Source organism: Streptomyces sp. NPDC023541, assembly GCF_055559995.1.
In genome coordinates this window covers 219,307-243,546 of record NZ_JBVHJO010000010.1, presented here as the reverse complement: position 1 = coordinate 243,546, position 24,240 = coordinate 219,307, and the positions used below count along the sequence as shown (strand labels likewise).

General features: G+C 74.0%; 2 protein-coding genes. Both read right to left on the bottom strand.

What is annotated here, in order from left to right:
• Position 1: 1 nt before the first annotated feature.
• Entirely contained in the window at positions 2–17,566 is a 17,565-nt protein-coding gene (locus ACZ3X1_RS25240) for an amino acid adenylation domain-containing protein (RefSeq protein WP_467281050.1), read from the bottom strand.
• Position 17,567: 1 nt separating this feature from the next.
• Positions 17,568–24,119: an amino acid adenylation domain-containing protein gene (locus ACZ3X1_RS25235; protein ID WP_467281049.1), complete on the bottom strand. Its 6,552-nt coding sequence runs from the start codon at positions 24,117–24,119 to the stop codon at positions 17,568–17,570.
• Positions 24,120–24,240 lie beyond the last annotated feature (121 nt).

Below are 24,240 nucleotides of genomic sequence, written 5' to 3'. Positions count from 1 at the left end.
GTCAGTTCCCCCCGAGGTGCTGGTTGATGATGCGGGCGATCTCGGCCGCGGGCCGGGCCTTCGGCATGCCCATGTGCGTGGCGTCGATGTCGTACTCGTGGACCGTGCCGCCGATGTGCGGGGCCCAGATGGCCGCGTAGGACTCGTCCGGGTTCTGGGTGGCGTTGAAGAAGACCGCGTCGCCGTCGTAGACGGGCGAGTCCCATTCCAGGAGCATCTCGGCGTGCGACTTGAACAGGTGGCTGCCGTTCTCCACCAGGGCCTCGCGGTCCTCGTCCACGCCGGACCCGATGAAGAACTCCTTGAAGAACTCGCGGACCTCCGGCATGTTCACCGGGTCCTCGATGTGCCGGAACCAGCCGCTCGGCGGACTGTCCATGAGGGCCAGCAGCGCCACCTCGTGTCCGCGCCGCTTCAGTGCGGCGGCGAGGGCGTGGGCGTAGGTGCCGCCCGTGGAGTGGCCCACCAGGTGGTAGGGGCCCTCCGGCTGGACCTTCAGGACCTGCTCCAGGTAGTCGTCGAGCATCGCCTGCGTTGACTCGGCCCGGCCGTTGCCGTCGAAGCCGCGGCCCTGGATGCCGTACACCGGCCGGTCCCCGAGGAGCTGGGCGAGGCCCACGTAGGACCAGCACAGTCCGACACCCGGGTGGACGAACCACAGGGGCGCCTTGGACCCCTCGGTCCGCATCGGCAGGACCACCGCGAAGGGGTCCGCGAAGACGGGCGCCCGGGCCGTCTTGACCTGGGACTCCAGGTACTCGGCGAGCTTGGCCACCGTGGTGGCCCCGAACATCACGCGGATGGGAACCTTGGCCCCGAGGACCGCGCGGATGCGGCTGATGAGCTTGGTCAGGCGCAGCGAGTGGCCGCCCAGGTCGAAGAAGTCGTCGTCGATGCCGACCCGCTCCAGTTCGAGCGCCTCGGCGAACAGCTTCGCCAGAGTGGTCTCGAGCGGGTTGCGCGGCGCGCGGTAGTCGACTCCGCCGGTGTACTCCGGGTCCGGGAGGGCGTCCCGGTCGAGCTTGCCGTTCGGGGTGAGCGGCAGCCGCTCCAGGGTGACGAACGCGGACGGCACCATGTACTCCGGCATGCGGCTGGTGAGGTGCTTGCGCAGGTCCTCGGCCACCACGCTCTCGCCCTGGGCGGGGATGACGTAGGCGACGAGCTGCTTGTCGCCGGCCAGGTTGTCGCGGGCGGTCACGACGCCGTGGTCCACGGTCGGGTGGGCCGCGAGGGCCGTCTCGATCTCGCCGAGCTCGATGCGGTAGCCGCGCACCTTGATCTGGTTGTCGGTGCGGCCGCGGAAGAGGAGCTCGCCGTCCCGGCTCCACTCGACGAGGTCGCCGGTCCGGTACATGCGCTCGCCGGGCTCCCCGAACGGGCAGGCCGTGAACCGCTGGGCGGTCAGGTCCGGCCGGCCGACGTAGCCGCGGGTCAGTCCCGCGCCGGCGATGTAGAGCTCGCCGGGCACGCCGGGCAGGACCGGTCGCAGCGCGGAGTCCAGTACGTAGACGCGGGTGTTGCGGATGGGCCTGCCGATCGAGACGACGGCGTCGGCGGTGAGCTCGCCGGCCGTCGCGCCGATGGTGGTCTCCGTCGGTCCGTAGCCGTTGAACATCCGGCGTCCGGCCGACCAGGTGGCGACCAGCTCCGGCGAGGTGGCCTCGCCGGCCACCATCAGCGCCTCGACGGTGGACAGTGATCCGGCGGGCATGGCGGCGAGCACCGTGGGCGTCAGGATCGCGTGGGTCACCCCGAACGCGTCGGCGGTCTCGGCGAGCGGGGCGCCGGGGGCGAGCCGGTCCGGGTCCGCCATGACCAGGGCTCCCCCGGCGAAGAGGGACATGCACATCTCGCCGACGGAGATGTCGAAGCTCGGCGAGGCGAACTGCAGGACCCGGCTGCGGGCGGTGATGCCCAGCAGCCCCGTCACCTCGGCGACCATGTTGGCGAAGCCGGTGTGCGTGACGGCCACCCCCTTGGGCCGGCCCGTGGAGCCCGAGGTGTAGATGACGTACGCGGTGTTGGCCACCACCAGCCGGCCCGTTCGCTGCGCGTCGGTCAGAGGTGCGCCGTCCCTGCCGTCCAGGCCAGCGGCGAACTCCGGGTCGTCCAGGGTCAGCAGCTCCGACGGGAGGTCGGGCAGCCGGTCGGACGTCGCCCGGTCCACCAGGATCAGCCCGGTCCCGGAGTCCTCGACCATGTACGTGAGCCGGTCGGCCGGGTAGGCCGGGTCGAGCGGCAGGTAGGCGCCGCCCGCCTTCATCACGGCGAGGACCGCGACCGGCCACTGCGGGGAGCGCCGCAGGGCCACGCCCACGACCGTCTCCGGTCCGACGCCGCGTTCGACGAGGGTCCGCGCCAGCCGGTTGGCCCGCGCGTCCAGTTCCCCGTAGGTCACCTTCTGATCCTCGAAGAGGACCGCGATCTCCTCCGGTGCCTCGGCGGCCTTCCGCTCGAACAGGGCGGGCAGGGTGAGCGCCGGCTCCTGTGTCCGCGTCCGGTTGAAGTCGAGCAGGAGCCGGTCGCGTTCCGCCTCGTGCAGGACGTCCAGCGCACCCACCGGGATGTGCGGGTCGGCGATGAGCTGCCGCAGGATGTGCAGGACCCGCTCGGCGATCCGCTCCACCGTCCGCGCGCTGATGTCCTGCCGCTGGTACTGGAGGATCATGCGCAGGTAAGGCTCGGCGTCGGCGGCGAGGCCCACGAGATAGGCGGCGCCGGCGGAGGGCCGGATCCCGGTGAAGGAGACGCCCGCCGCGGTGTTGGCCGCGCCCAGTGCCTCCTTGTCGACGGGGAAGGACTGGAAGAGGACGATGGTGTTGAAGAGCTCCTTCAGGCCGGCCTCCCGCTGGATGCGGTGCAGCCCGAAGTGGTGGTGGTCCAACAGCGCCGTCTGGCGCTCCTGGAGGTTCTGCAGTACCTGGGCGAGCGTGTCGCTCGGCGCGTACTCGGCGCGGATGGGGAGGGAGTTGACGAACAGGCCCACCATCTGGTCGACGCCGGGCACCTCTGCCGGACGGCCGGAGACGGTCGTTCCGAAGATGACGTCGCGCTTGCCGGTGAGCTGTCCGAGCATCAGCGCCCAGACGCCCTGGACCAGCGTGCCCATGGACACGCCCAGTTCGGCGGCGCGCTTCTTCAGGGCGCGGGCCTCGTCCAGCGGCAGCGGGACGTCGACCTGTCCGACGCGGGCGTCGTCGCCGCCGTCCGCGGGGGTCTCGGCGGCGAGCAGGGTGGGCTCGCCGACGCCCTGCATCTCCTTGGCCCAGGCCGCCGCGGCGGCCTTGTCGTCCCGCCGGGACAGCCAGCGCAGGAACTCCCGGTACTCGGGCACGCGCGGCTGCTCGGAGGCGTCGCCCTCGGAGGCGTACAGGTACGCGAGGTCCCGTACGAGCAGGGGGAAGGACCAGCCGTCGAAGAGGGCGTGGTGCACGGTCAGCACCAGCTCGGAGGTCTCCTCGGCGAGCTGGACCAGCGAGGCGCGCAGCATCGGCGGCTTCGCCGGGTCGAACTGCGCGTAGTGGTCCTCGGCGAGGATCCCCTCCAGCCCCTCCTCGCGGGCGCTCTCGTCGAGGCCGCGCAGGTCGGCGACCCGCCAGGGCAGTTCGACCCTGTCGAGCACGAGCTGGGTGAGGTCGCCGTTCGCGTCGGTGACGAAGGCGGTGCGCAGGTTGGCGTACCGGTCCAGGAGAGCCTGCGCCGCCACCCGCATCCGGGCCGGGTCGACCGGGCCCTGGACGTGGAAGGCCACCTGCACGATGTGCGGGTCGAAGGCGTCCTCCTCCAGGCGCATGGTCTCGAAGAGCAGGCCGAACTGGAGCGGGGTCAGGGGCCAGACGTCGGCCAGGCCCGGGTACTGCTCCTCCCAGCCTTCGATCTCGCTCTGGGTGAGGCGGACGAGCGGGACGTCGGACGGGGTGAGGCCGCCGGCGCCGGGGGTGGTGACGTGGTGGGCGAAGCCCTCCAGGGCGCGCACCCACAGGTCGGCGAGTTCCCGCACCTCGGTCCGGTCGAGGACGCCCGCCGGGTAGGAGACGCGGGCGTTGAACCGGGGGCCGTCGGGGGTGTCGGTGACGTAGGCGCTGATCTCGACGGTGGACAGTGCGGGCATGTCGGCGTCGAGGTCGGCGGCGAGGCCGAGCGCGTCGGCGGCCAGGTTCCAGCCGGCACCCTGCCGCCCGTCGGAGGGGGTTCCGGCGGCCACCCGTCCCAGGTAGTTGAAGGAGATCTGGGGGGTCGGGCGCCAGTCGAGCTCGGCGGCGGTGGACGGGTTGAGGTGGCGCAGGAGGCCGAAGCCGACGCCCTTGTCGGGGACGGCGAGGAGCTGTTCCTTGACGGCCTTGAGGACGCCGCCGGCGGCGGCGCCGCCGGAGATCGCCTCCTGCACGTCGTGTCCGGCGAGGTCGAGCCGTACGGGGAACATGCTGGTGAACCAGCCGACCGTACGGGACAGGTCGGCGCCGGGCACGACCTGCTCCTCGCGGCCGTGGCCCTCCAGCCGGATCAGCGTCGAGGACGCCTCGACGCCCCGGTCGGCGCGCCACTGCGTCACCGCGAGGGCGAGCGCGGCCAGCAGGCCGTCGTTGACGCCGCCGTGGAAGGCGGTGGGCAGGGTCGTCAGCAGTGTCTCGGTGACCTGCTCCGGGAGCTCCAGGGAGACCGACTCCACGGTGGACATGACGTCCACCGCCGGGTCCAGCGGCCGTGCGCCGAGGACCGGGTCGTCGCAGTCGAGCAGCTCCGACCACTGGGCGAGTTCGGCGATGCGGTCCGGGTCGGAGGCCTCGTCGAGCAGTGCGTGCGCCCAGCGGCGGGCCGAGGTGCCGACCGCGGGCAGGGCGGGGGCGGAGCCGGCCTCGACCTGCTCCCAGGCGGTGGCGAGGTCGGGCAGGAGGATGCGCCAGGACACCCCGTCGACGACGAGGTGGTGCAGGACCACCAGGAGCCGGCCCGCGCCCTGCTCCGGGGCGAACCAGACGAACTGGGCCATGGTGCCGGCGGCCGGGTCCAGCCGGCCGGTCGCGGCGTCCAGTTCGGCCCTGGCCGTCTCCAGCCACGCCCCGTCCCAGGTGCCGGTGCAGGCCACCCGCCGCACCAGCGCGGCCGCGTCGACCGTGCCGGGGGCGGCGACGTCCAGGCTGCCGCCCGCGTCGAGGACGAGGCGGGAGCGCAGGACGTCGTGGTGGTCGAGGACCGCGTTCAGTACGGCGGTCAGGCCGTCCCCGTCGATGCCCTCGGGCAGTTCGAGCGCCGCGGACATGGAGAACCGGTCGAAGCTTCCGCCGAGTTCGAGCATGTACTTCGCGATGGGCGCCAGCGGCATGGAGCCGGTTCCGCCGCCCTCCAGTTCCGCGAGGGCCGGGCCGAGGTCCTGGGCGCCCGCGGCGGCGGCCAGCTCGGCGACCGTCCGCAGCTCGAAGATCTGCCGCGGGTTGACCACGACGCCCTGGGCCTTCGCCCGGGAGACGATCTGGATGGAGCGGATGCTGTCGCCGCCGACGGCGAAGAAGTCGTCGTCGATGCCGACCCGCTCCAGGCCGAGGACCTCCGAGTAGACCGAGGCGAGGACCTCCTCGGTCCGGTTGCGCGGGGCGCGGTAGCTCTCACCGGTGAAGTCCGGCTCGGGCAGCGCCGCGCGGTCCAGCTTGCCGTTGGGGGCCAGCGGCAGCCGGTCGAGCGGTACGAGCACGGCGGGGACCATGAACTCGGGCAGCCGGCCCGTGATGAAGCGGCGCAGCTCGCGCATGGTGAGGCCGGAGGTCATGTCGGCCTCGAAGCGGCCCTGCGCGTCGACCTGGCCGCCGGAGTCCGGCGCGCCGACCACGTAGCCGACGAGGCGCTTGGACCCGTCGGGTGCGCTCTGCGCGGTCACCACGGCGTGTTCGACGCCGGGGTGGGCGGTCAGGGCCGCCTCGATCTCGCCGGGCTCGATGCGGAACCCGCGGATCTTGAGCTGGGCGTCGCCGCGGCCGACGTACTCCAGCTGCCCGTCGGCCCGCCTGCGGGCCAGGTCGCCGGTGCGGTACATCCGCGTTCCGGGCGCACCGTACGGGTCGGCCGTGAAGCGCTCGGCGGTCAGTGCGGCGCGGCCGTGGTAGCCGCGGGAGATGTTGCCGGCGACGTAGAGCTCGCCGACGGCGCCCACGGGCACCGGTGCCAGGCCGGCTCCCAGGACGTACGCGCGCATGTTGCCCAGGGGCGTGCCGATCGGGGCGGTGTGCCCGGCGTCCCACTCCCCGTCGGCCGGGAGCACGTAGGTGCTCGCGTAGAAGCTCTCGGTCTGTCCGTAGGCGTTGACCACCCGGACGCCCGGGACGGCTTCGCGGACGCGGGCTGCCAGGGACGCGGGCAGTGCCTCGCCGGCGAACACCACGGCGTCCGCGGTGATCTTCCCGTCGACCTGGTCGAGGAGTTCGGCGAAGACGGAGGGGACGGTGCTGATGACACCGCCGGTCCAGCCGCCCCGCTCGCCGACGACGAGGACGTCGCGGGCCAGTTCGACCGTGCCGCCCGCCGTCAGCGTGGTGAAGACCTCGAAGACGGAGACGTCGAAGTTGACGGAGGCGGCGGCGAGGGTGCGGGTGCCGCAGTCCACGCCGACGGCGTCGGCGAGCCGCAGCACGCCGTTGACGACGCCTGCGTGGGTGACGGTGACGCCCTTGGGGACGCCCGTCGAGCCGGACGTGTACATCACGTAGGCGGCGTTGCCGGGCAGCGCGGCCGCGGGCGCGGGGGCGGCGGTGTCGGCGGGAGCCCCGAGGGCCAGGTCGCCGAGGTACAGGCGGGTGGTCCCGGACTCCGGCAGGATCCCGGCGGTGGCCGCGTCCGTCAGCACCAGCGCCGGCCGGGCGTCGGCCAGGATGTGCTCCAGGCGCCGGCTGGGGTACTTCGGGTCGATCGGCAGGTAGGCGCCGCCGGCCTTCATCACGCCCAGCAGGGCCGCGACGAGGTCCGCCGTGCGCGGCAGGGCGACGCCCACCACGCTCTCGGGGCCCACGCCGTGCCGGCCGAGCTCACGGGCCAGCCGGTTCGCCCGCTCGTCCAGCTCGCGGTAGGTCAGCGACTCCTCGCCGCACACCAGCGCGACCGCGTCGGGCCGCCGCGCGGCCTGGAGCTCGAACAGGGCGGGCACGGTGACCTCGGGGGTCGGCTTCTGCGTGGCGTTGAAGCCGTGCAGCACCAGCTCGCGTTCGGCTCCGTCCACCAGCTCGACGGACGCCACCCGCTGCTCGGGGGCGGCGGCCAGCAGGCCCACGACCCGTACGAAGCGGTCGGCGACGGCCTGGGCCGTCTCCCGGTCGAACAGGTCGGTGGCGTACTCCAGGAGGCCCACCACGCCCATCCCGGGCAGATCGGCCATGTTGAAGAACAGGTCGAACTTGGCGGTCTCGGTGCGGACCCGCTCGAACTCCACCTGCAGACCCGGCAGCGCGAAGTCCTTCCGGGCGAAGTTCTGCCAGGCGAACATCACCTGGAACAGCGGGGAGTAGGCGGTGGACCGCTCGGGGTTGAGGACCTCCACCAGCCGCTCGAAGGGCACGTCCTGGTTGTCGTACGCGGCCAGGGACTTGGCCCGCACGCGCTCCAGCAGCTCCGTGAACGCGGGGTTGCCCGACAGGTCGACGCGCAGCACCCACGTGTTGACGAAGAAGCCCACGAGTTCCGCGAGGGCCTCGTCGGTGCGGTTGGCGATGGGCGAGCCGATGGTGAGGTCGTCGCCGCCGCCGAGTCCGTGCAGCAGGACGGCCAGCGCGGCCTGGAGCACCATCGAGGAGGTCGCACCGCTGCGGCGCGCCAGGTCCTCGACCGCGGCCGCCACCTCGGGGGCGAGGGCGAACTCGACGGAACCGCCGCGGTGGGAGGCCTTGGCCGGGCGCGGCCGGTCGGAGGCGAGCTGGAGCGGCTGCGGCACGCCCGCCAGCTCCTCCCGCCAGTAGCCGACCTGCGCGGCGAGCGCGCTGGCCGGGTCCTCCTCGTCGCCGAGCACGTCGCGCTGCCACAGCGTGTAGTCGACGTACTGGACGGGGAGCTCCGCCCACTGCGGGGCGCCGCCGTCCTTGCGGGCCGCGTACGCGGTGGCGAGGTCGCGGGCCAGCGGGGCCATGGAGGAGCCGTCGCTGGCGATGTGGTGGATGAGCAGGACCAGGACGTGCTCCCGCTCTCCGAGACGGAGCACGGGGGCGCGGACCGGGATCTCCGTGGCCAGGTCGAAGAGGTGCGCCGAGGCCTCGGCCATGGCGTCGGCCAGGCCGCCGGGGGCCACCTCCACGAGCGGGACCTGCAGGCCCGCCTCGTCGGCCGGCAGCACGTGCTGGGCCGGGACGCCGTCGGCGTCCTCGACGATCAGCGTGCGCAGGCTCTCGTGGCGGGCCACGACGTCGCGCAGCGCCGCCCGCAGGGCCGGCAGGTCCAGCTCGCCGGTGAGGCGGAGCGGGAAGGGGGCGTTGTAGGTGGCCGAGGGGCCCTCGAACCGGTCGATGAACCACAGGCGGCGCTGGGCGAACGACAGCGGTACGGAGTCCGGGCGCTCGGCGGTGCGCCGCAGCGGGGCCCGGACGGGCGCGCCGGCCGCGAGGTGCTCGACCAGCTCGACGACGGTCGGGGCCTCGAAGACGACCCTGATGGGCAGTTCGACGTCGAGGACCTGCCGGATCCGGCTGACGAGGCGGGTGGCGAGCAGGGAGTGGCCGCCCAGGGCGAAGAAGTCGTCGTCGATGCCGACCCGGTCCAGGCCCAGGACCGCGGCGAACAGGCCGCACAGGACCTCTTCCTGCGGGGTGCGCGGGGCCCGGCCGGTGGCGGCGGCCGCGAAGTCCGGGGCGGGCAGGGCCCGCTGGTCCAGCTTCCCGTTGGGTGTCAGCGGCACTTCGGCGATGGCGACGACGGAGGACGGCACCAGGTGGTCCGGAAGCCGTTCCTGGAGGTAGCCGCGCAGGGCGCCGACGAGCGTGCCGATCCGTCCGGCGGCGGCGGGCTCGTTGGCCAGGACCCGGTCGGCGCGGCCCGAGGGCGTGAAGCCGCCGGTGAAGACCTGGTCGGTGACGGGTCCGGCGGGGACGATCACCGCGTCGAAGCACTCGGCCGCGGCGGCCGACCAGGTGAGCAGTACGCCCCAGCCGCGCTCGGCGGCCCATTCGCGCAGGTCCTGCGGGTCGAGGACGGGGCCGGCGGTGGCGGGCGCCTCGATCACGCCGACCGCGGCGGCGGACTCGACCTCGTCGGCGAGCCGGGCGTTGGGGATGCGGGTCACGCGTACGGGCTGCTCGCCGTGGCCGCGGACGAACTCCTCCAGGCCGAAGAAGTCCTCGACCTGGCGGCCCCAGCGCAGCGCCGGGACGTCGCGCAGGTCGGTCGCGGCGACGGGCGCCTTGTGCAGCAGGACCTCGTAGCGGTGGCGGGTCAGCTCGTTGTGGGGGCGGCCGGCCTTCAGCCGGATGTCCACGCCGCCCGCTCCGTGCCGCTCGGCCCAGCGGGTGAACCACTCGGGGTCGAGGACGAGTTCCTTCTCCATGAGGATCGCGCGGGCGACGGCGGCGCGGCCGACCGAGGCGGACGCCTCGGGGTGCAGTGCGCGCTGCACGCCGCTGCGGAAGAGCCGCAGCGTGGCGGCGTTGCGGACGTCGCCGACGAGGACGCGCCCGCCGGGGGCCAGCAGGTCCATCGCGCCGGCCAGGACCCGGTCCATGTACTCGGCGTCGGGGAAGTACTGCACGACCGAGTTGATGACGACGAGGTCGAAGTGCTCGCGCGGCAGCCCGCGGACGTCGTCCCCGTTCTGGTGGCGCAGGTGCACCCGGTCGCCGAAGCCGGTCCCGTCGACCTGCACGAGCAGCCGGTCGACGACGGCGGCCGACATGTCGGTCCCCCAGTACTCCTCCACCTGCCCGAGGATCTGGGACATCAGCAGGCCGGTGCCGACGCCGATCTCCATCACGCGGCGCGGCGACCAGTTGGTGATCTGCTCCACCGCGGCGTCGCGCCACACCGCCATCTCGTCCAGGGCGATGGGCGTTCCGCCGGTGTAGCTGGAGTTCCAGCCGGTGAAGTCCTCGCCCCAGGCGGCGTCGGAGACGGCGTACAGGTCGTCGTAGATCTCCTCCCACTCGTCGACCTGCTCCTCGGCACCGGAGGTGTCGGATCCGTCGACGCGCGGGACCACGTACCCGACCAGTCGGCGTTCGCCGGCCCGGTCCTCGTTCCAGGTGACGACGGCCTGGGCGACGCCGGGGTGGGTGGCCAGGGCGGCCTCCACCTCGGCGGGCTCGATGCGGAAGCCGCGGATCTTGACCTGGGTGTCGGCGCGGCCCTGGAAGACGAGTTCGCCGTCCGCCGTCCAGGCCACGACGTCGCCGGTGCGGTACATGCGCTCGCCGGGGACGCCGAAGGGGCAGGCCACGAAGCGTTCGCAGGTCAGGGCGGAGCGGTGGGCGTAGCCGCGGGCCAGGCCGGCGCCGGCGATGTACAGCTCGCCGGGGACGCCGGGGAGGGTGGGGCGCAGGCCCGCGTCGAGGACGTAGACCCGCATGTTGTCCATGGGGCGGCCGATCGGGATCGGCTCGCCGACCGTGTCCGGGTCGGGCATGGGGTGGGTGGTGGCGAAGGTGGTGGTCTCGGTCGGGCCGTAGCCGTCGACGACCTTCAGGCCGGGGCAGGCCCGCAGCGCGCGGGTCACCGAGGCCGGGGAGACGACGTCGCCGCCGGTCCACACCTCGGCCACCCCGGCGAAGCACTCCGGGTTCTCGTCGGCGATGACCTTGAACAGGCCGGCGGTCAGCCACAGGGCCGTGATCTGCTGCTCGGTGATGACGGCGGCCAGGGCTCCGGCGTCGAGCTTGCCGACGGGGGCCACCACGGCGGTGCCGCCGCCGAGCAGCGGGACCCACAGTTCGTAGGTGGAGGCGTCGAAGGACTGCGCGGAGTGGACGAGGACCCGCCGGTGGGCGCCGCCGCGGTACCGGCGGTCCAGCGCCAGGCCGGCGACGGCCCGGTGGGTGACGCCGACGCCCTTGGGCAGGCCCGTCGAGCCGGAGGTGTACATCACGTACGCGAGCTGGTCGACGCGCCCGTGGTCGGCGGCGGCAGGGGCGTCGCCGGAGGCCGCGTCGACGGCGGCGGCGGTGTCGGCGTCGTCGAGGACGAGGTGCGGGCAGGCTCCGTCGGGCAGGCACGCGACGGTCTCGGAGTCCGTCAGGAGCAGCGCCGGAGCGGCGTCGGCCAGCATGAAGCCGATGCGCTCGGCCGGGTAGTCGGGGTCCACCGGCAGGTAGGCGCCGCCGGCCTTGAGGACGGCCAGCAGGGCGACGATCAGCTCGGGCGAGCGCGGCAGGGCCACGCCGACGACGGACTCCTGGCCGACGCCGCGGGCGGCCAGGACGCGGGCCAGCCGGTTCGCCCGGGTGTCCAGCTCGCGGTAGGTGAGGGTGCGGCCGCCGGAGGCGACGGCGATGTCGTCCGGGGCCGCGGCGGCGCGCTCCTGGAACAGGGCGGGGACGGTCTTTGCGGGGACGGCGACGGCGGTGCCGTTGAACTCGTCCAGGACGGTCGCGCGCTCGGCGGACTCCAGGACGTGCACCGAGCCGACGCGGGCGTCCGGGTCCGCCACGAGCTCCTGGAGGATCCGCGCGAAGCGGGCGGCGATGCCCTCGACGGTCTCCGGGTCGAAGAGGTGGTGCTGGTACTGGAGGGCGACGCGCAGGTGCGGGTCGGCGAAGGCCATCACGACCAGCGGGTAGTGGGCACCGCTGAGCGGGCTGATGCCGGTGATCGAGATGCCCGCGGCGGAGTTGGCCTCCTTGATGGCGACGCCGTCGATCGGGTACGACTCGAAGCCGACGAGGGTGTCGAAGAGGACGTTCAGCCCGACCGAGCGGTGGATGTCCAGCAGCCCGTGGTGGTGGTGGTCGAGCAGGGCGCTCTGCCGGTTCTGCAGGTCGCGCAGCAGACCGCCGAGGGTGGCGCCCGGGGTGCAGTCCACCCGGACGGGCAGGGTGTTGATGAACAGGCCGACCATGGCGTCGACGCCGGGGACGACGGGAGGGCGGCCGGAGACGGTGGCGCCGAAGACGACGTCCTGGCGGCCGGTGAGTCCGGCGAGGACGAGCGCCCAGGTGCCCTGGACGAGGGTGTTGAGGGTGAGGCCCAGTTCGGCGGCGCGCCGGCCGAGGTCGCGGGCCGCGTCCGCGGACAGCGGGATGTCGATCTGGCCGATGCCGGCCGGGTCGGACGCGGCGCCCGCGTCCGGGGCGATCAGCGTCGGCGACTCGACCCCGGCGAGCTCGGCGGTCCAGGCGCGGGCGGAGGCCTCGCGGTCCTGGCCGGCCTGCCACACCAGGAAGTCGCGGTAGCCCGGCACCCGCGGCAGCGCGGAGGCGTCGCCCTCGGAGCCGTAGAGCCGCAGCAGGTCCTGCATGAGGACCGGGATGGACCACCCGTCGAAGAGGACGTGGTGGGCGGTGAAGACGAGCTCCCAGCGGTCGGGCGCCATCATGACGAGGGACATCCGTACGAGCGGTGGCCGGGCCAGGTCGAAGTGCGAGGCGTGGTCCTCCGCCAGGAAGCGCTTCAGCGCCTCCTCGCGGCCCTCCTCACCGAACCCGCTGAGGTCGAGGTACTGCCAGGGCAGCTCCACGCGGTCCCGTACGACCTGCACGCGGTCGCCGGCCGCGTCGTACACGAACGCGGCGCGGAGGTTGGCGTACCGGTCGAGCAGCGCCTGGCCGGCGGCCCGCATGCGGGCCGGCTCGACCTCGCCGGCGAGGTGGAAGACGAGCTGCATCTGGTAGGCGTCGAAGGTGGAGCCGGCGAGCTGGGCGTGGAAGAGCAGGCCGTCCTGCATGGTGGTCAGCGGCCAGACGTCCTCCAGGCCGGGGTAGTGCTCCTCCCAGGCCTCGATCTCGTCCTGGCCCACCCTGACGAGCGGTACGTCTGAGGGGGTCAGGCCGCCCGCGCCGGGCGCGGCGGCGTGCCGGGCCAGGGCGTTCAGGGCGGTGCTCCACAGCTCGGCGAGCTCCTCGACGTCCTCCTTGGCGAGCAGGCCCGTGGGGAAGGCGAGGCGGGCGGTGAGCTGCGGGCCCTGCTCGGTGTCGGTGACGAGCGCGCCCACGTCCAGCGTGGAGAGGGCCGGCATGCGGCCGCCCGGCTGCGCGATCAGCTCGGTGGTGCCCTCGGCGAGGGTCCAGCCCAGGCCGCGCAGGTGCTCGGGCACGTCCGAGGAGGACGAGAAGCGGCCGAGGTAGTTGAAGCCGATCTGGCCGGTGGGGTAGCGGCGCAGCACGTCTGCGGTCTGCGGGTTCAGGTACCTCAGCAGACCGTAGCCCACACCCTTGTCGGGGAGGGACAGGAGCTGCTCCTTGACGGCCTTGACCGCGGCGCCGGCGGCGGCGCCGCCGGCGAACGCGTCGTCGAGGTCGATCCCGGCGAGGTCGAGGCGGACGGGGAACATGGTGGTGAACCAGCCCACGGTGCGCGACAGGTCGGCGCCGGGGACGACATCCTCCTCGCGGCCGTGTCCCTCGACCCGGAGCAGGGCGGAGGACTCGTCGATGCCGCGGGCCTGGCGCCAGCGGGCGAGGGCCAGGGTCAGGGCGGCGAGCAGTCCGTCGTTGACGCCGCCGTGGAAGGCGGCCGGGAGGGTGGTCAGCAGGGTCTCGGTGACCGGCACGGGAAGCGTGAGCCAGGTGTGCTCGACCGTGGACATGGTGTCGACGGCCGGGTCCAGGGCGCGCGACCCGAGGAGGGGGTCGGGGCCCGCGACGACCGAGCGCCACAGGGCGAGTTCGGCGACGCGTCCGGGCTCCTGCGCCTCGTCGGCCAGGGCGTGCGCCCAGCGGCGGGCCGAGGTGCCCGTGCCGGGCAGCTCGGGGGTTCGGCCCTGGCGGACCTGCTCCCAGGCGGCGGCGAGGTCCGGCAGCAGGATGCGCCAGGACACGCCGTCGACGACGAAGTGGTGCAGGACCAGCAGCAGCCGGCCGGCGCCCTTCTGCGGGGCGAACCAGACGAACTGCGCCATGGTGCCGGCCGCGGCGTCCAGCCGTCCGGTGGCGGCGTCCAGCTCGGCGGTGGCCCGCTCGAACCACTGCTCGTCCCAGCGGCCGTCGCACTCGACGCGGTGGATCAGCGCGTCGGCGTCGACGGAGCCGGGTGCGGCCACCTCCAGGGCGGCTCCCCCGTCGCCGGTGACCAGCCGGGAGCGCAGGATGTCGTGGCGGTCCAGGACCGCGCCGAGGGTGGCGGCGAGCCCGGCCCGGTCGATGCCCTCGGGGAGCTCGACGGCGGTGGACATGGCGAACCGGTCGGTGTCCTCGCCCAGTTCGAGCAGGTACTCGCCGATCGGCAGCAGCGGCATCCGGCCGGTGCCGCCGCCTTCGAGTTCCGCGAGCTGCGGCCCGGTGCCGGCTTCGGTGCCGAGGATCGCGACCGCGGCCAGTTCGGCGACGGTGCGGTGGTCGAAGATCTGGCGCGGGCTGACCTCCACGCCGCCGCTGCGGGCGCGGGAGACGACCTGGATGGAGCGGATGCTGTCGCCGCCGACGGCGAAGAAGTCGTCGTCGATGCCGACCCGGTCGAGGCCGAGGACCTCGGCGTAGACGGCGGCGAGGACCTCCTCCGCGGTGTTGCGCGGGGCGCGGTACTCGCCGCCGCTGAAGTCCGGCTCGGGGAGCGCCGCCAGGTCGAGCTTGCCGTTGGCGGTCAGCGGCAGCCGGCCGACCATGACGAACACGGACGGCACCATGAACTCGGGCAGCCGGCCCGCGGCGAAGCGCCGCAGCTCGCGGACCGACACGTTGGTGGTGAGGTCGACGTCGAGGTCGCCGAGGCTGGCGACGGTGCCGAAGCCGCCCTGGTCGGCGTCGAGCGGGACGACGTGGCAGACGAGCTGCTTGCTGCCGCGGCCCTCGCGGATGGTGACCACGGCCTGGGCCACGCCCCGGTGGGCGGTCAGGACGGCCTCGATCTCACCGGGCTCGATGCGGAAGCCGCGCACCTTCATCTGGGCGTCGTCGCGGCCGGCGTACTCCAACTGCCCGGCGGTGTTCCAGCGCGCCAGGTCGCCGGTGCGGTACATGCGCGATCCGGGAGCGCCGTACGGGTCGGCGACGAAACGGTCGGCGGTCAGGGCGGCGCGGCCGAAGTAGCCGCGGCCGATCTCGCCGGCGACGTACAGCTCGCCGACCACGCCGGCCGGGACGGGCCGCAGGCCGGGGCCGAGGACGTAGGTGCGGACGTTGCCGAGCGGGGAGCCGATGGGGGCGCTGCCGGCGCCGTCCCACTCCTCGTCGGCGGGCAGGGCGAAGGTGGTGGCGTAGAAGGACTCGCTCTGCCCGTAGGCGTTGACCACCCGGACGCCGGGGATCGCCTCGCGGACGCGCCGAACGAGGGAGGTGGGGAGCGCCTCGCCGGCGAATACGACGGTGTCGACGGCGATGCCGTCGCCGACCTGTCCGAGGAGTTCGGCGAAGACGGACGGGACGGTGCTGATCACTCCGCCGCTCCAGCCGCCGCGCTCGCCGATCACCAGTGCGTCACGCACCAGTTCGACGGTGCCGCCGGAGCAGAGGGTCGCGAAGATCTCGAAGACCGACACGTCGAAGTTGACCGAGGTGCCGGCCAGCACGCGCGTACCGGCGCCGACGCCGATGGCCGAGGCCAGGCCGAGGACGTCGTTGACCACGTTGGCGTGGGTGATCGCGACGCCCTTGGGCGTACCGGTGGAGCCCGAGGTGTAGATGACGTAGGCGGTCTGGCCCGGCCGGGCACCGGCGACGGCGGCGGGGGCCTGTTCGTCCTGCGGGTCGCCGGAGCCGATGTCGCCGGTGAACAGCCGCGGGACCTCCGTCGGCGGCAGTACGCCGACCGTCTCGCCGTCGGTCAGGATCAGCGCGGGCGCGGCGTCGTCGAGGATGAAGTCGAGCCGGCGGCTGGGGTATCTGGGGTCGATCGGCAGGTAGGCCCCGCCGGCCTTGAGCACGCCCAGCAGGCCCGCCACCAGGTCCGCGGTGCGCGGCAGGGCGACGCCCACGAGGGTCTCGGCGCCGACGCCGCGGGCGGCGAGCTCCCGCGCGATGCGCGTGGCCCGCACGTCGAGTTCGCGGTAGGTGAGGGTCTCGTCCCCGGCCTCCAGCGCGACCGCGTCGGGGGTGGCCGCGGCCTGCCGCTCGAAGAGCTCGCCGACCGTGACCCGGGGCAGCTCGACGGCGGTTTCGTTGAACTGGCCCACTACGGTGTCCAGTTCGTCCTGGTCGAGGACGGGAGCGAGGGCGACCGGGCGGTCCGGACGGGCGACGACCTCACGGATCAGCCGCAGGTAGCGGTCCACGACGGACTGCGCCGTGGAGCGGTCGAACAGGTCGGTGGCGTACTCCAGGTAGCAGAGCATGCCCGGGCCCTCGGGGTCCGAGAAGTAGTTGAACTCCAGGTCGAACTTGGCGGTCGGGGTGGCCAGCACCTCGAACCGCGCCCGCTCCAGCCCCGGCAGCTCCAGGTCGATCCAGGCGTCGTTCTCCCAGGTGAACATGACCTGGAACAGCGGGTGGTAGGCGGTGGACCGCTCCGGGTTGAGGACCTCCACCAGGTGCTCGAAGGGCGCGTCCTGGTTGTCGTAGGCCGTCAGCGCCTTCTGGCGCACCTGCTCCAGCACCCGGTCGAAGGTCGGGGCGCCGGAGAGGTCCGTGCGCAGCACCCAGGTGTTGACGAAGAAGCCGACGAGGTCGGCGAGTTCGTCGTCGGTGCGGCCGGCGACGGTGGAGCCGATGGCGATGTCGTGGCCGGCGCCCAGGTGCTGGAGCACCACGGCGAGGGCGGCCTGGAGCACCATCGGGACGGTCATGTCCCGCTCGCGGCCCAGGATTTCGACGGCGGCGAGCAGCTCGGCGTCGATCGGGAAGCCGACCGTGTCGCCGCGGTGGCTGGCCACCGGCGGGCGCGGACGGTCCGTGGACAGGCGCAGCGGTGTCGGCACGCCCTGGAGCTCGTCCTTCCAGTACGCGACCTGGGTGGAGACCACGCTGCCGGGGTCGTTCTCGTCGCCGAGCAGCTCGCGCTGCCACAGCGTGTAGTCGACGTACTGCACCGGCAGGTCGGCCCACTGCGGGACCCCGCCGCGCAGCCGGGCGGTGTAGGCGGCGGCCAGGTCGCGGGAGAGCGGCTCCATCGACTCGCCGTCGCTGGCGATGTGGTGCACCAGCAGGAGCAGCACGTGCTCGCGCTCGCCGGAGCGCAGCAGGGTGGCGCGGACGGGTATCTCCGCCGACAGGTCGAAGGTGTACTGGGCCGCCTGGCGGACGGCCTCGTCGAGCGCGTCGGGAGCGACCTCCACGAGCGGCACGTCCAGCAGCGCACCGTCCACCGGCAGCACCTGCTGCGAGGGCACGCCCTGCTCGTCGACCACGATGAGCGTACGGAGGCTCTCGTGCCGGGCCACGACATCGCGCACCGCCGACCGCAGGGCGGTCCGGTCGAGCTCGCCCGTCAACCGCACGAGGAAGGGGACGTTGTACGTGGCCGACGGCCCCTCGAACCGGTCGATGAACCACAACCGACGCTGTGCGAACGACAACGGGATCATTTTACTGTCCACTCCTGTCCATCTTGCGCAGTCGAGGCCGGCTCGACGTGCCTGCGTTCTTGACCGTGCGCGAAAGTTCTGAAATTGCGTGGGACTCGAAGATCGACCGCAGGGGCACGCTCACCCCGAGCACCTTCCGGATGCGGCTGGTGAGCCGCGTCGCCAGCAGGGAGTTGCCTCCCAGTTCGAAGAAGTCGTCGTTCATGCCGACCCGTTCGGCGCCGAGCACCTCCGCCAGCAGCTCGCAGAGGGCCGCCTCCTGCGGGGTGCGCGGCGCCCGGTAGGGGCGGGCGGGCGGTTCCGGCTCGGGCAGTGCCGCCCGGTCCGTCCCGCCGTCGGGCGTCAGCGGCAGCCGCTCCAGCGACACGACGACCGCCGGGACCAGGGCCGCCGGCAGCTCCCGTGCCGCGTGGGCCCGCACCCGGTCGGCGTGGGCCGCGGGGTCGGGCACGCCGTAGCCGTCGGGGGGCACGACGTAGCCCACCGACTGGGCGGTCCCGCCGGGTCCGTGGCCCCCGCGGACGACGACGACGGCCTGCTCCACTCCGGGGTGCCCGGTGAGGACGGCCTCGACCTCGGCCGGGGTGATCCGCGTACCGCGGACGGCCGCCTCCGTACCGGTGCGGCCCAGGAGCTCCACCTGGTCGTCGGCGTTCCGGCGGACCAGGTCGCCGGTGCGGAACATCCGCGATCCGGGCGGCCCGAAGGGGTCGGCGACGAACCGCTGGGCGGTCAGGGCGCCATGGCCCCGGTAGCCGCGGGCCGGAGCGCCGCCCGCGAGGTACAGTTCCCCGACCGCGCCGTGCGGTACGGGGGCAAGGCCCGCGCCGAGGACGTATGCGCGTACTCCGGCCAGCGGCGTCCCCGCGGGCACGATCCCGGTCCCGGGCGGCTGCTCGCCGTCCGGCGGTGAGTACGCGGTGGCGGGGCCGGTCTCGGGATGCCCGTGGACGTTGACCAGGCGGGCCCCGGGGGCCGCTGCGGCCGCCCGCAGCGCCAGCGCGGCCGGGAGCGGCTCGCCCGAGAGCAGGAGGGTGTCCGCGGCGATGTCGTCGACGGCCTCGTCGAGCAGGTCGGCGCAGGCGGAGGGGGTCGTGGTGAGCACCCCGCCCGTGGCCGCCGCGCCGTCGGGGAGCACTTCGACACCGCCGCCCGCGCAGAGCGCGGCGACGATCTCCGCGACGGGCAGCGCGGTGTCGGAGTCGGCGCCCAGCAGCAGGCGCCGGCCGGCCGCGGGGCCGAGCCGCGCGAGCAGCCCGGGCACCCGGCCGGTGAGGTTGCCGTGGGTGGTCTCCACACCCGTCGGCCCGCCCGAACTCCCGCAGGCGTACGAGAGGTACGCGAGCGAGCCGGCCCGCGGGAGGAACGCTGCCGGGGCGGGTCCGCCGTCGCCGGTGCCCGCGTCCTGCGGAGTGAGGACGGGGACGCCGGTGTCCGGCAGGGCGGCCGCCGTGTCCGCGTCGGTGAGTACCAGCAGCGGCCGCGCGTCGGCCAGGACCCGCGCGAGGCGCTCGCCCGGGTGCCGCGGGTCGAGAGGGAGGAACGCGGCCCCGGACTTCAGTACGCCGAGCAGCGCGACGACCAGCTCCGCCGACCGGGGCAGGGCCACGGCGACCGGGGTCTCCGGGCGGGCCCCGCGTCCGGTCAGGGCCTTCGCGAGCCGGTTCGCCCGCTCGTCGAGCTCCCGGTAGGTCAGGGACCGCCCGCCGTCGGCCACCGCCACGGCGTCGGGGGTGTCGGCGGCGCGGCGCTCGAAGAGCGCGGGGACCGTCGTATCCGCCCCGGCGGCCGTGTCGTCCTCGGGCGCTCCCGTCGTGGCGGGGCCGTGCAGGAGCCGGTCGCGCTCGGCGGGCTCCAGCACCTCCACGGTGCCCACCCGGCGGGAGGTGTCCTCGGCCACCTGCCGCAGGACCATCCCGAAGCGTACGGCGAGGGACTCGGCCGCGGCCGGGTCGAGCACGGTGCGCCGGTACTGCACCGCCAGGCGCAGCCGGTCGGGCTCGATGAAGGCGAGCACCGTCACCGGGTAGTGGCTGGCGGTGAAGGAGCGGATGCCGGTGATCGAGATCCCGGCCAGCCGGCTGGCCTCGACGATGCCGGCCCGGTCCATGGGGAAGGACTCGAAGCCGATGATCGTGTCGAAGAGGGAGTCGACGCCGGCTGCCTGCTGGATCTCGCCGAGGCCGACGTGGTGGTGGTCCATGAGCGCGGCCTGCCGGCCCTGGAGCGCGGTGAGCAGCTCGGCGACCGTGTCCGCGGGCGCGCACCGCACTCGTACCGGGAGGGTGTTGAGGAACATGCCGACCGTGGAGTCCACACCGGGCAGGGCGGGCGGCCGGCCGGCGACGGTGGACGCGAAGACCACGTCCTGGCGGCCGGTGAGCTGGGCCAGCAACATCGCCCAGGCGCCCTGGACCACCGTGTTCAGGGTGACGCCCAGGTCCGCCGCGCGCCGCTGGAGGTCTCGGGAGGCCTCCACGGGCAGCGGCACCTCCGCCTGCCGCATGGCGATGTCCTCGGCCGGTTCCGGGGATCCGCCGGCGGGGGCGGCCTCCGGCGCGGGGAGCAGCGGGGCGAGCAGCGTCGGCTCCCCCACGCCGCTGAGCTCCTCGCGCCAGACCCGTGCGGACTCCTCGCGGTCCTGGCGGGCGAGCCAGGCGAGGAAGTCCCGGTGGTTCCGGGCCGGTTCCAGCCCGGTGGCCCGGCCGGCCGATCCGTAGAAGGTGAGCAGATCCTGCATGAGCAGGGGCACCGACCAGCCGTCGAACAGCACGTGGTGGGCGGTGAGGACGAGTTCGTGGGTCCGCGCGCCGGTCCGCACGAGGGTCATCCGCAGCATCGGCGGCGCGACCTGGTCGAAGTGCGTGGTCAGGTCCTGCGCGAGGAACTGTTCGAAGGCGTCCGTGCGCTCCGCCTCGTCCAGGGCGGACAGGTCGAGCTCCTGCCAGGGCAGGGTGACGGTGTCGAGGACGAGCTGGACGAGGTCCCCGTACGCGTTGTGCACGAAGGCGGTCCGCAGGCCGGCGTGCCGGTCGAGCAGCGACTGGCCGGCCGCGCGCAGCCGGGTCGGGTCGACCTGCCCCGACAGGTGCAGTGCGTACTGCACCTGGTAGGCGTCGAAGGAGGAGTCCTCGAAGATCGAGTGGAAGAGCAGGCCCGACTGGAGGGCGGTGGTGGGCCAGACGTCCGTCAGGCCGGGGAAGCGCCGTTCCCAGCCGTCGATGTCGTGCTGGCTCGCCGTCACCAGCGGCAGGTCCGAGGGGGTGAGCCCGCCCGCGCCCGGCTCGGCGGCATGCCGGGCGAGTCCTTCCAGGGCGGCGCGCCACAGGTCGGCGATCTCCCGTACCTCGGCCGGGCCGAGCACCCCCTCGGGGGCGCTGAACACGGCGTTCAGCACGGGTCCGGCGGGCCGGTCGTCGACGGAGGCGTTGACGTCCAGCTCGGCGGAGGCCGGCATCCGCGGGTCCTGGGCGGCGTCGAGTTCGGCCAGTTCGGCGATCGCCGCCGCCTCGGGCGCCCGGGTGAAGCCCAGTCCGCGCAGCTGGGCGGGCATGTCGGCGTCCGACGAGAAACGGCCCAGGTAGTTGAAGCCGACCTGGCCGACGGGGTGTTGCTCCAGGACGGCGGCGGTCCGCGGGTTGAGGTGGCGCAGCAGACCGTAGCCGATGCCCTTGTCGGGGAGGGCCAGGAGCTGTTCCTTGACCTTCTTGACGGCCAGGCCGGCGGCCGGCCCGCCCGCGAAGGCCTCGTCGAGGTCCACCCCGGCGAGGTCGAGGCGTACCGGGAATGCGGTCGTGAACCAGCCCAGGGTACGGGCGAGGCTCGCGCCGGACGCGGCGGCCTCCTCGCGGCCGTGTCCTTCGAGGCGGATCAGTGCGGAGGTCTCGTCGACGGACCGGGTGCGCCGCCACTGCGCGAGGGCCAGGGCCAGCGCCGCCAGCAGCCCGTCGTTGACGCCGCCGCGGAACGCCGCGGGCAGGTCGGTCAGCAGGGCCTCGGTGACGGACGCGGGAAGCTGTACGCGGGTGGTGTGCACGCGGGCCCGTACGTCGACGGCCGGGTCCAGGCGGCGGGCGCCGAGCAGCGGGTCGGGGCCTTCGACGACCGACCGCCACAGGTCGAGCTCCGCGACCCGCCCGGGGCGCTGCGCCTCGTCGGCGAGCGCGTGCGCCCAGCGGCGCATGGACGTGGCGACGGGCGGCAGTTCGGGTGGGCGGCCGGCACGGACCTGCTGCCAGGCGGAGGCGAGGTCGGGCATCAGGATGCGCCAGGACACACCGTCCACGACCAGGTGGTGCAGGGCGAGCAGCAGCCGCCCCGGGCCGCCCTCGCCGGAGGCCGGGTCGAACCAGACGAACTGGGCGACCACGCCCGCGGCCGGGTCGAGCCGGGCGGCGGCCTCGTCCAGTTCACGGAGGAGGAGGGTGCGCCAGGACGCGTCGTCCCAGCGGCCGTCGCACGCGACGCGGCGCAGCAGCGGGTCCACGGCCACGGAGCCGGCGGGCGCGACCAGCAGACCGTCGGTGTCGGCGTCACCGTCGTGCGCGGGCACCAGGCGGGAGCGCAGCAGGTCGTGGCGGTCCAATACGGCCGTGAGAGTGGCGGCCAGGCCGGCCGCGTCGATGTCCTCGGGCAGTTCCAGCACCATCGCCTGGAGGAAGCGGTCGAAGCCGGGGCCCCAGTCGCGGATCCAGCGGGCCACGGGCAGCAGGGGCATCCAGCCCGTGCCGCCGCCGTCGAGCTCCTCCAGGACGGCTCCGGTGGCGTCGCCCCGCCCGTTCGCGGCGGCGATCTCGGCGAGGCGCGCGACGGTGCGGTGCTCGACGGCCTGGCGGGCGGTGACCACCAGGCCGCGGGCCCGCGCCCAGGACACGACCTGGAGCGACTGGATGCTGTCGCCGCCGAGGGTGAAGAAGTCGTCGTCGATGCCGACCTGGCCGAGGCCGAGGGCCTTCGCGTACAGCTCGGCGAGGATCTCCTCCTGCGGGGTGCGCGGGGCCCGGTAGGTGCCTGCCTTGAACTCCGGCTCCGGCAGGCGGGCCTTGTCGAGCTTGCCGTTCGGCGTCAGGGGCAGCCGGTCCAGCAGGACGAAGGCCGCGGGGACCATGTGGTCGGGCAGGTGGCGGCCGGCGTACGCGCGCAGCTCACCGGCGCCGAAGCCGGAGTCGAGGGCGATGCTGCCGTAGCCGCTGCCCTGCGGGCGCCCGTGGCCGGGGCGGCCGGAGGCGGCGGGGACGACGTACGCCACCAGCCTGCGGCCGCCGGCCTGCTCGTGGGGGAGGACCGCGGCGTCGGCGACGCCGGGGTGGGCGCTGAGGACCGCCTCGATCTCCAGGGGTTCGATCCGGATGCCGCGGATCTTGACCTGGGTGTCGGCGCGGCCGTGGAAGACGAGGGTGCCGTCGGGGGTCCGTTCGACGAGGTCGCCGGTGCGGTACATCCGCGCGCCGGGCCCGCCGAAGGGGCAGGCCACGAAGCGCTGCGCGGTCAGGTCGGGGCGGCCGAGGTAGCCGCGGGCCAGCGAGGCGCCCGACACGTACAGTTCGCCGATCACCCCGGCGTCCACCGGGCGCAGTCCGTCGTCGAGGACGTGCACGCCGGTGTCGGTGATCGGGCCTCCGATGGGCGGTACGCGGCCGTCACCGGCGAGGGGCGCGCTCATGGTGGCGCACACGGTGGTCTCGGTGGGCCCGTAGGCGTTGATCATGCGGCGGCCGGCCGACCAGGTGGCGACCAGCTCGGGGGTGGTGGCGTCTCCGGCGACGACCAGGGTCTCGACGCCGGCCAGCGCGCCGGCCGGGACCGCGGCGAGCACCGGGGGCGGCAGCGTCAGGTGGGTCACGCCGTACCGGGCGACGGTGGCGGCCAGCGGGTCGCCGGGGGCCAGCTCCTCCTTGTCGGCGAGCACGAAGGCGGCCCCGGAGAGCAGGCCCATGCACATCTCCCACACCGAGGCGTCGAAGCTCGGCGAGGCGAACTGGAGCACGCGGCTCGTGGGCCCCGCCTTGAGCTGTTCGACGTGCGTGGCGAGCAGCGGGGCGAGGCCGTTGTGGGTGACGGCGACGCCCTTGGGCCGGCCGGTGGAGCCCGACGTGTAGATGACGTACGCGGTCTGCGCGACGCGCTGCGGGCGGATCCGGTCGGTGTCGGTGAGCGGCCCGGCGGCCTCGCGGGAGACCGCCGTGAGGGTTTCCTGGGTGTCCAGCAGCAGTACGGGGGCGGGCAGTTCGGGCAGTTCGCCGCCGGTCGGCGTGTCCGCCAGGACCAGGCGGGCACCGGAGTCCTGCGCCATGTAGCGCAGGCGCTCGGCCGGGTACGCGGCGTCCATGGGAAGGTAGGCGCCGCCCGCCTTGAGGACCGCGAGGACGGCGGTCCACAGCTGCGGCGAGCGCCACAGGGCCACGCCCACGACCGTTTCGGGCCCGACGCCGCGCGCCACCAGGAAACGGGCCAGGCGGTTGGCGCGGGCGTCGAGTTCGCGGTAGGTCAGCGACGTCTCGCCGAAGACGAGGGCGACGGCGTCCGGTGAGGCGACGACCTGCTTCTCGAACATTTCAGGAATCGTCGCCACCGGCACCGCCGCGTCATGGAACGAGCACAAAGCGACCATCCCCCAATGGTTGGACATGAAGACCGGGATCTCGTGGGTTTGATTTCTCAATTAAGCGCAGCCG

Bases quoted from the DNA above. Each gene is read 5' to 3' on its own strand.
- ACZ3X1_RS25235 (WP_467281049.1), bottom strand. From the start codon at position 24,119: ATGTTCGAGAAGCAGGTCGTCGCCTCACCGGACGCCGTCGCCCTCGTC.
- ACZ3X1_RS25240 (WP_467281050.1), bottom strand. From the start codon at position 17,566: ATGATCCCGTTGTCGTTCGCACAGCGTCGGTTGTGGTTCATCGACCGG.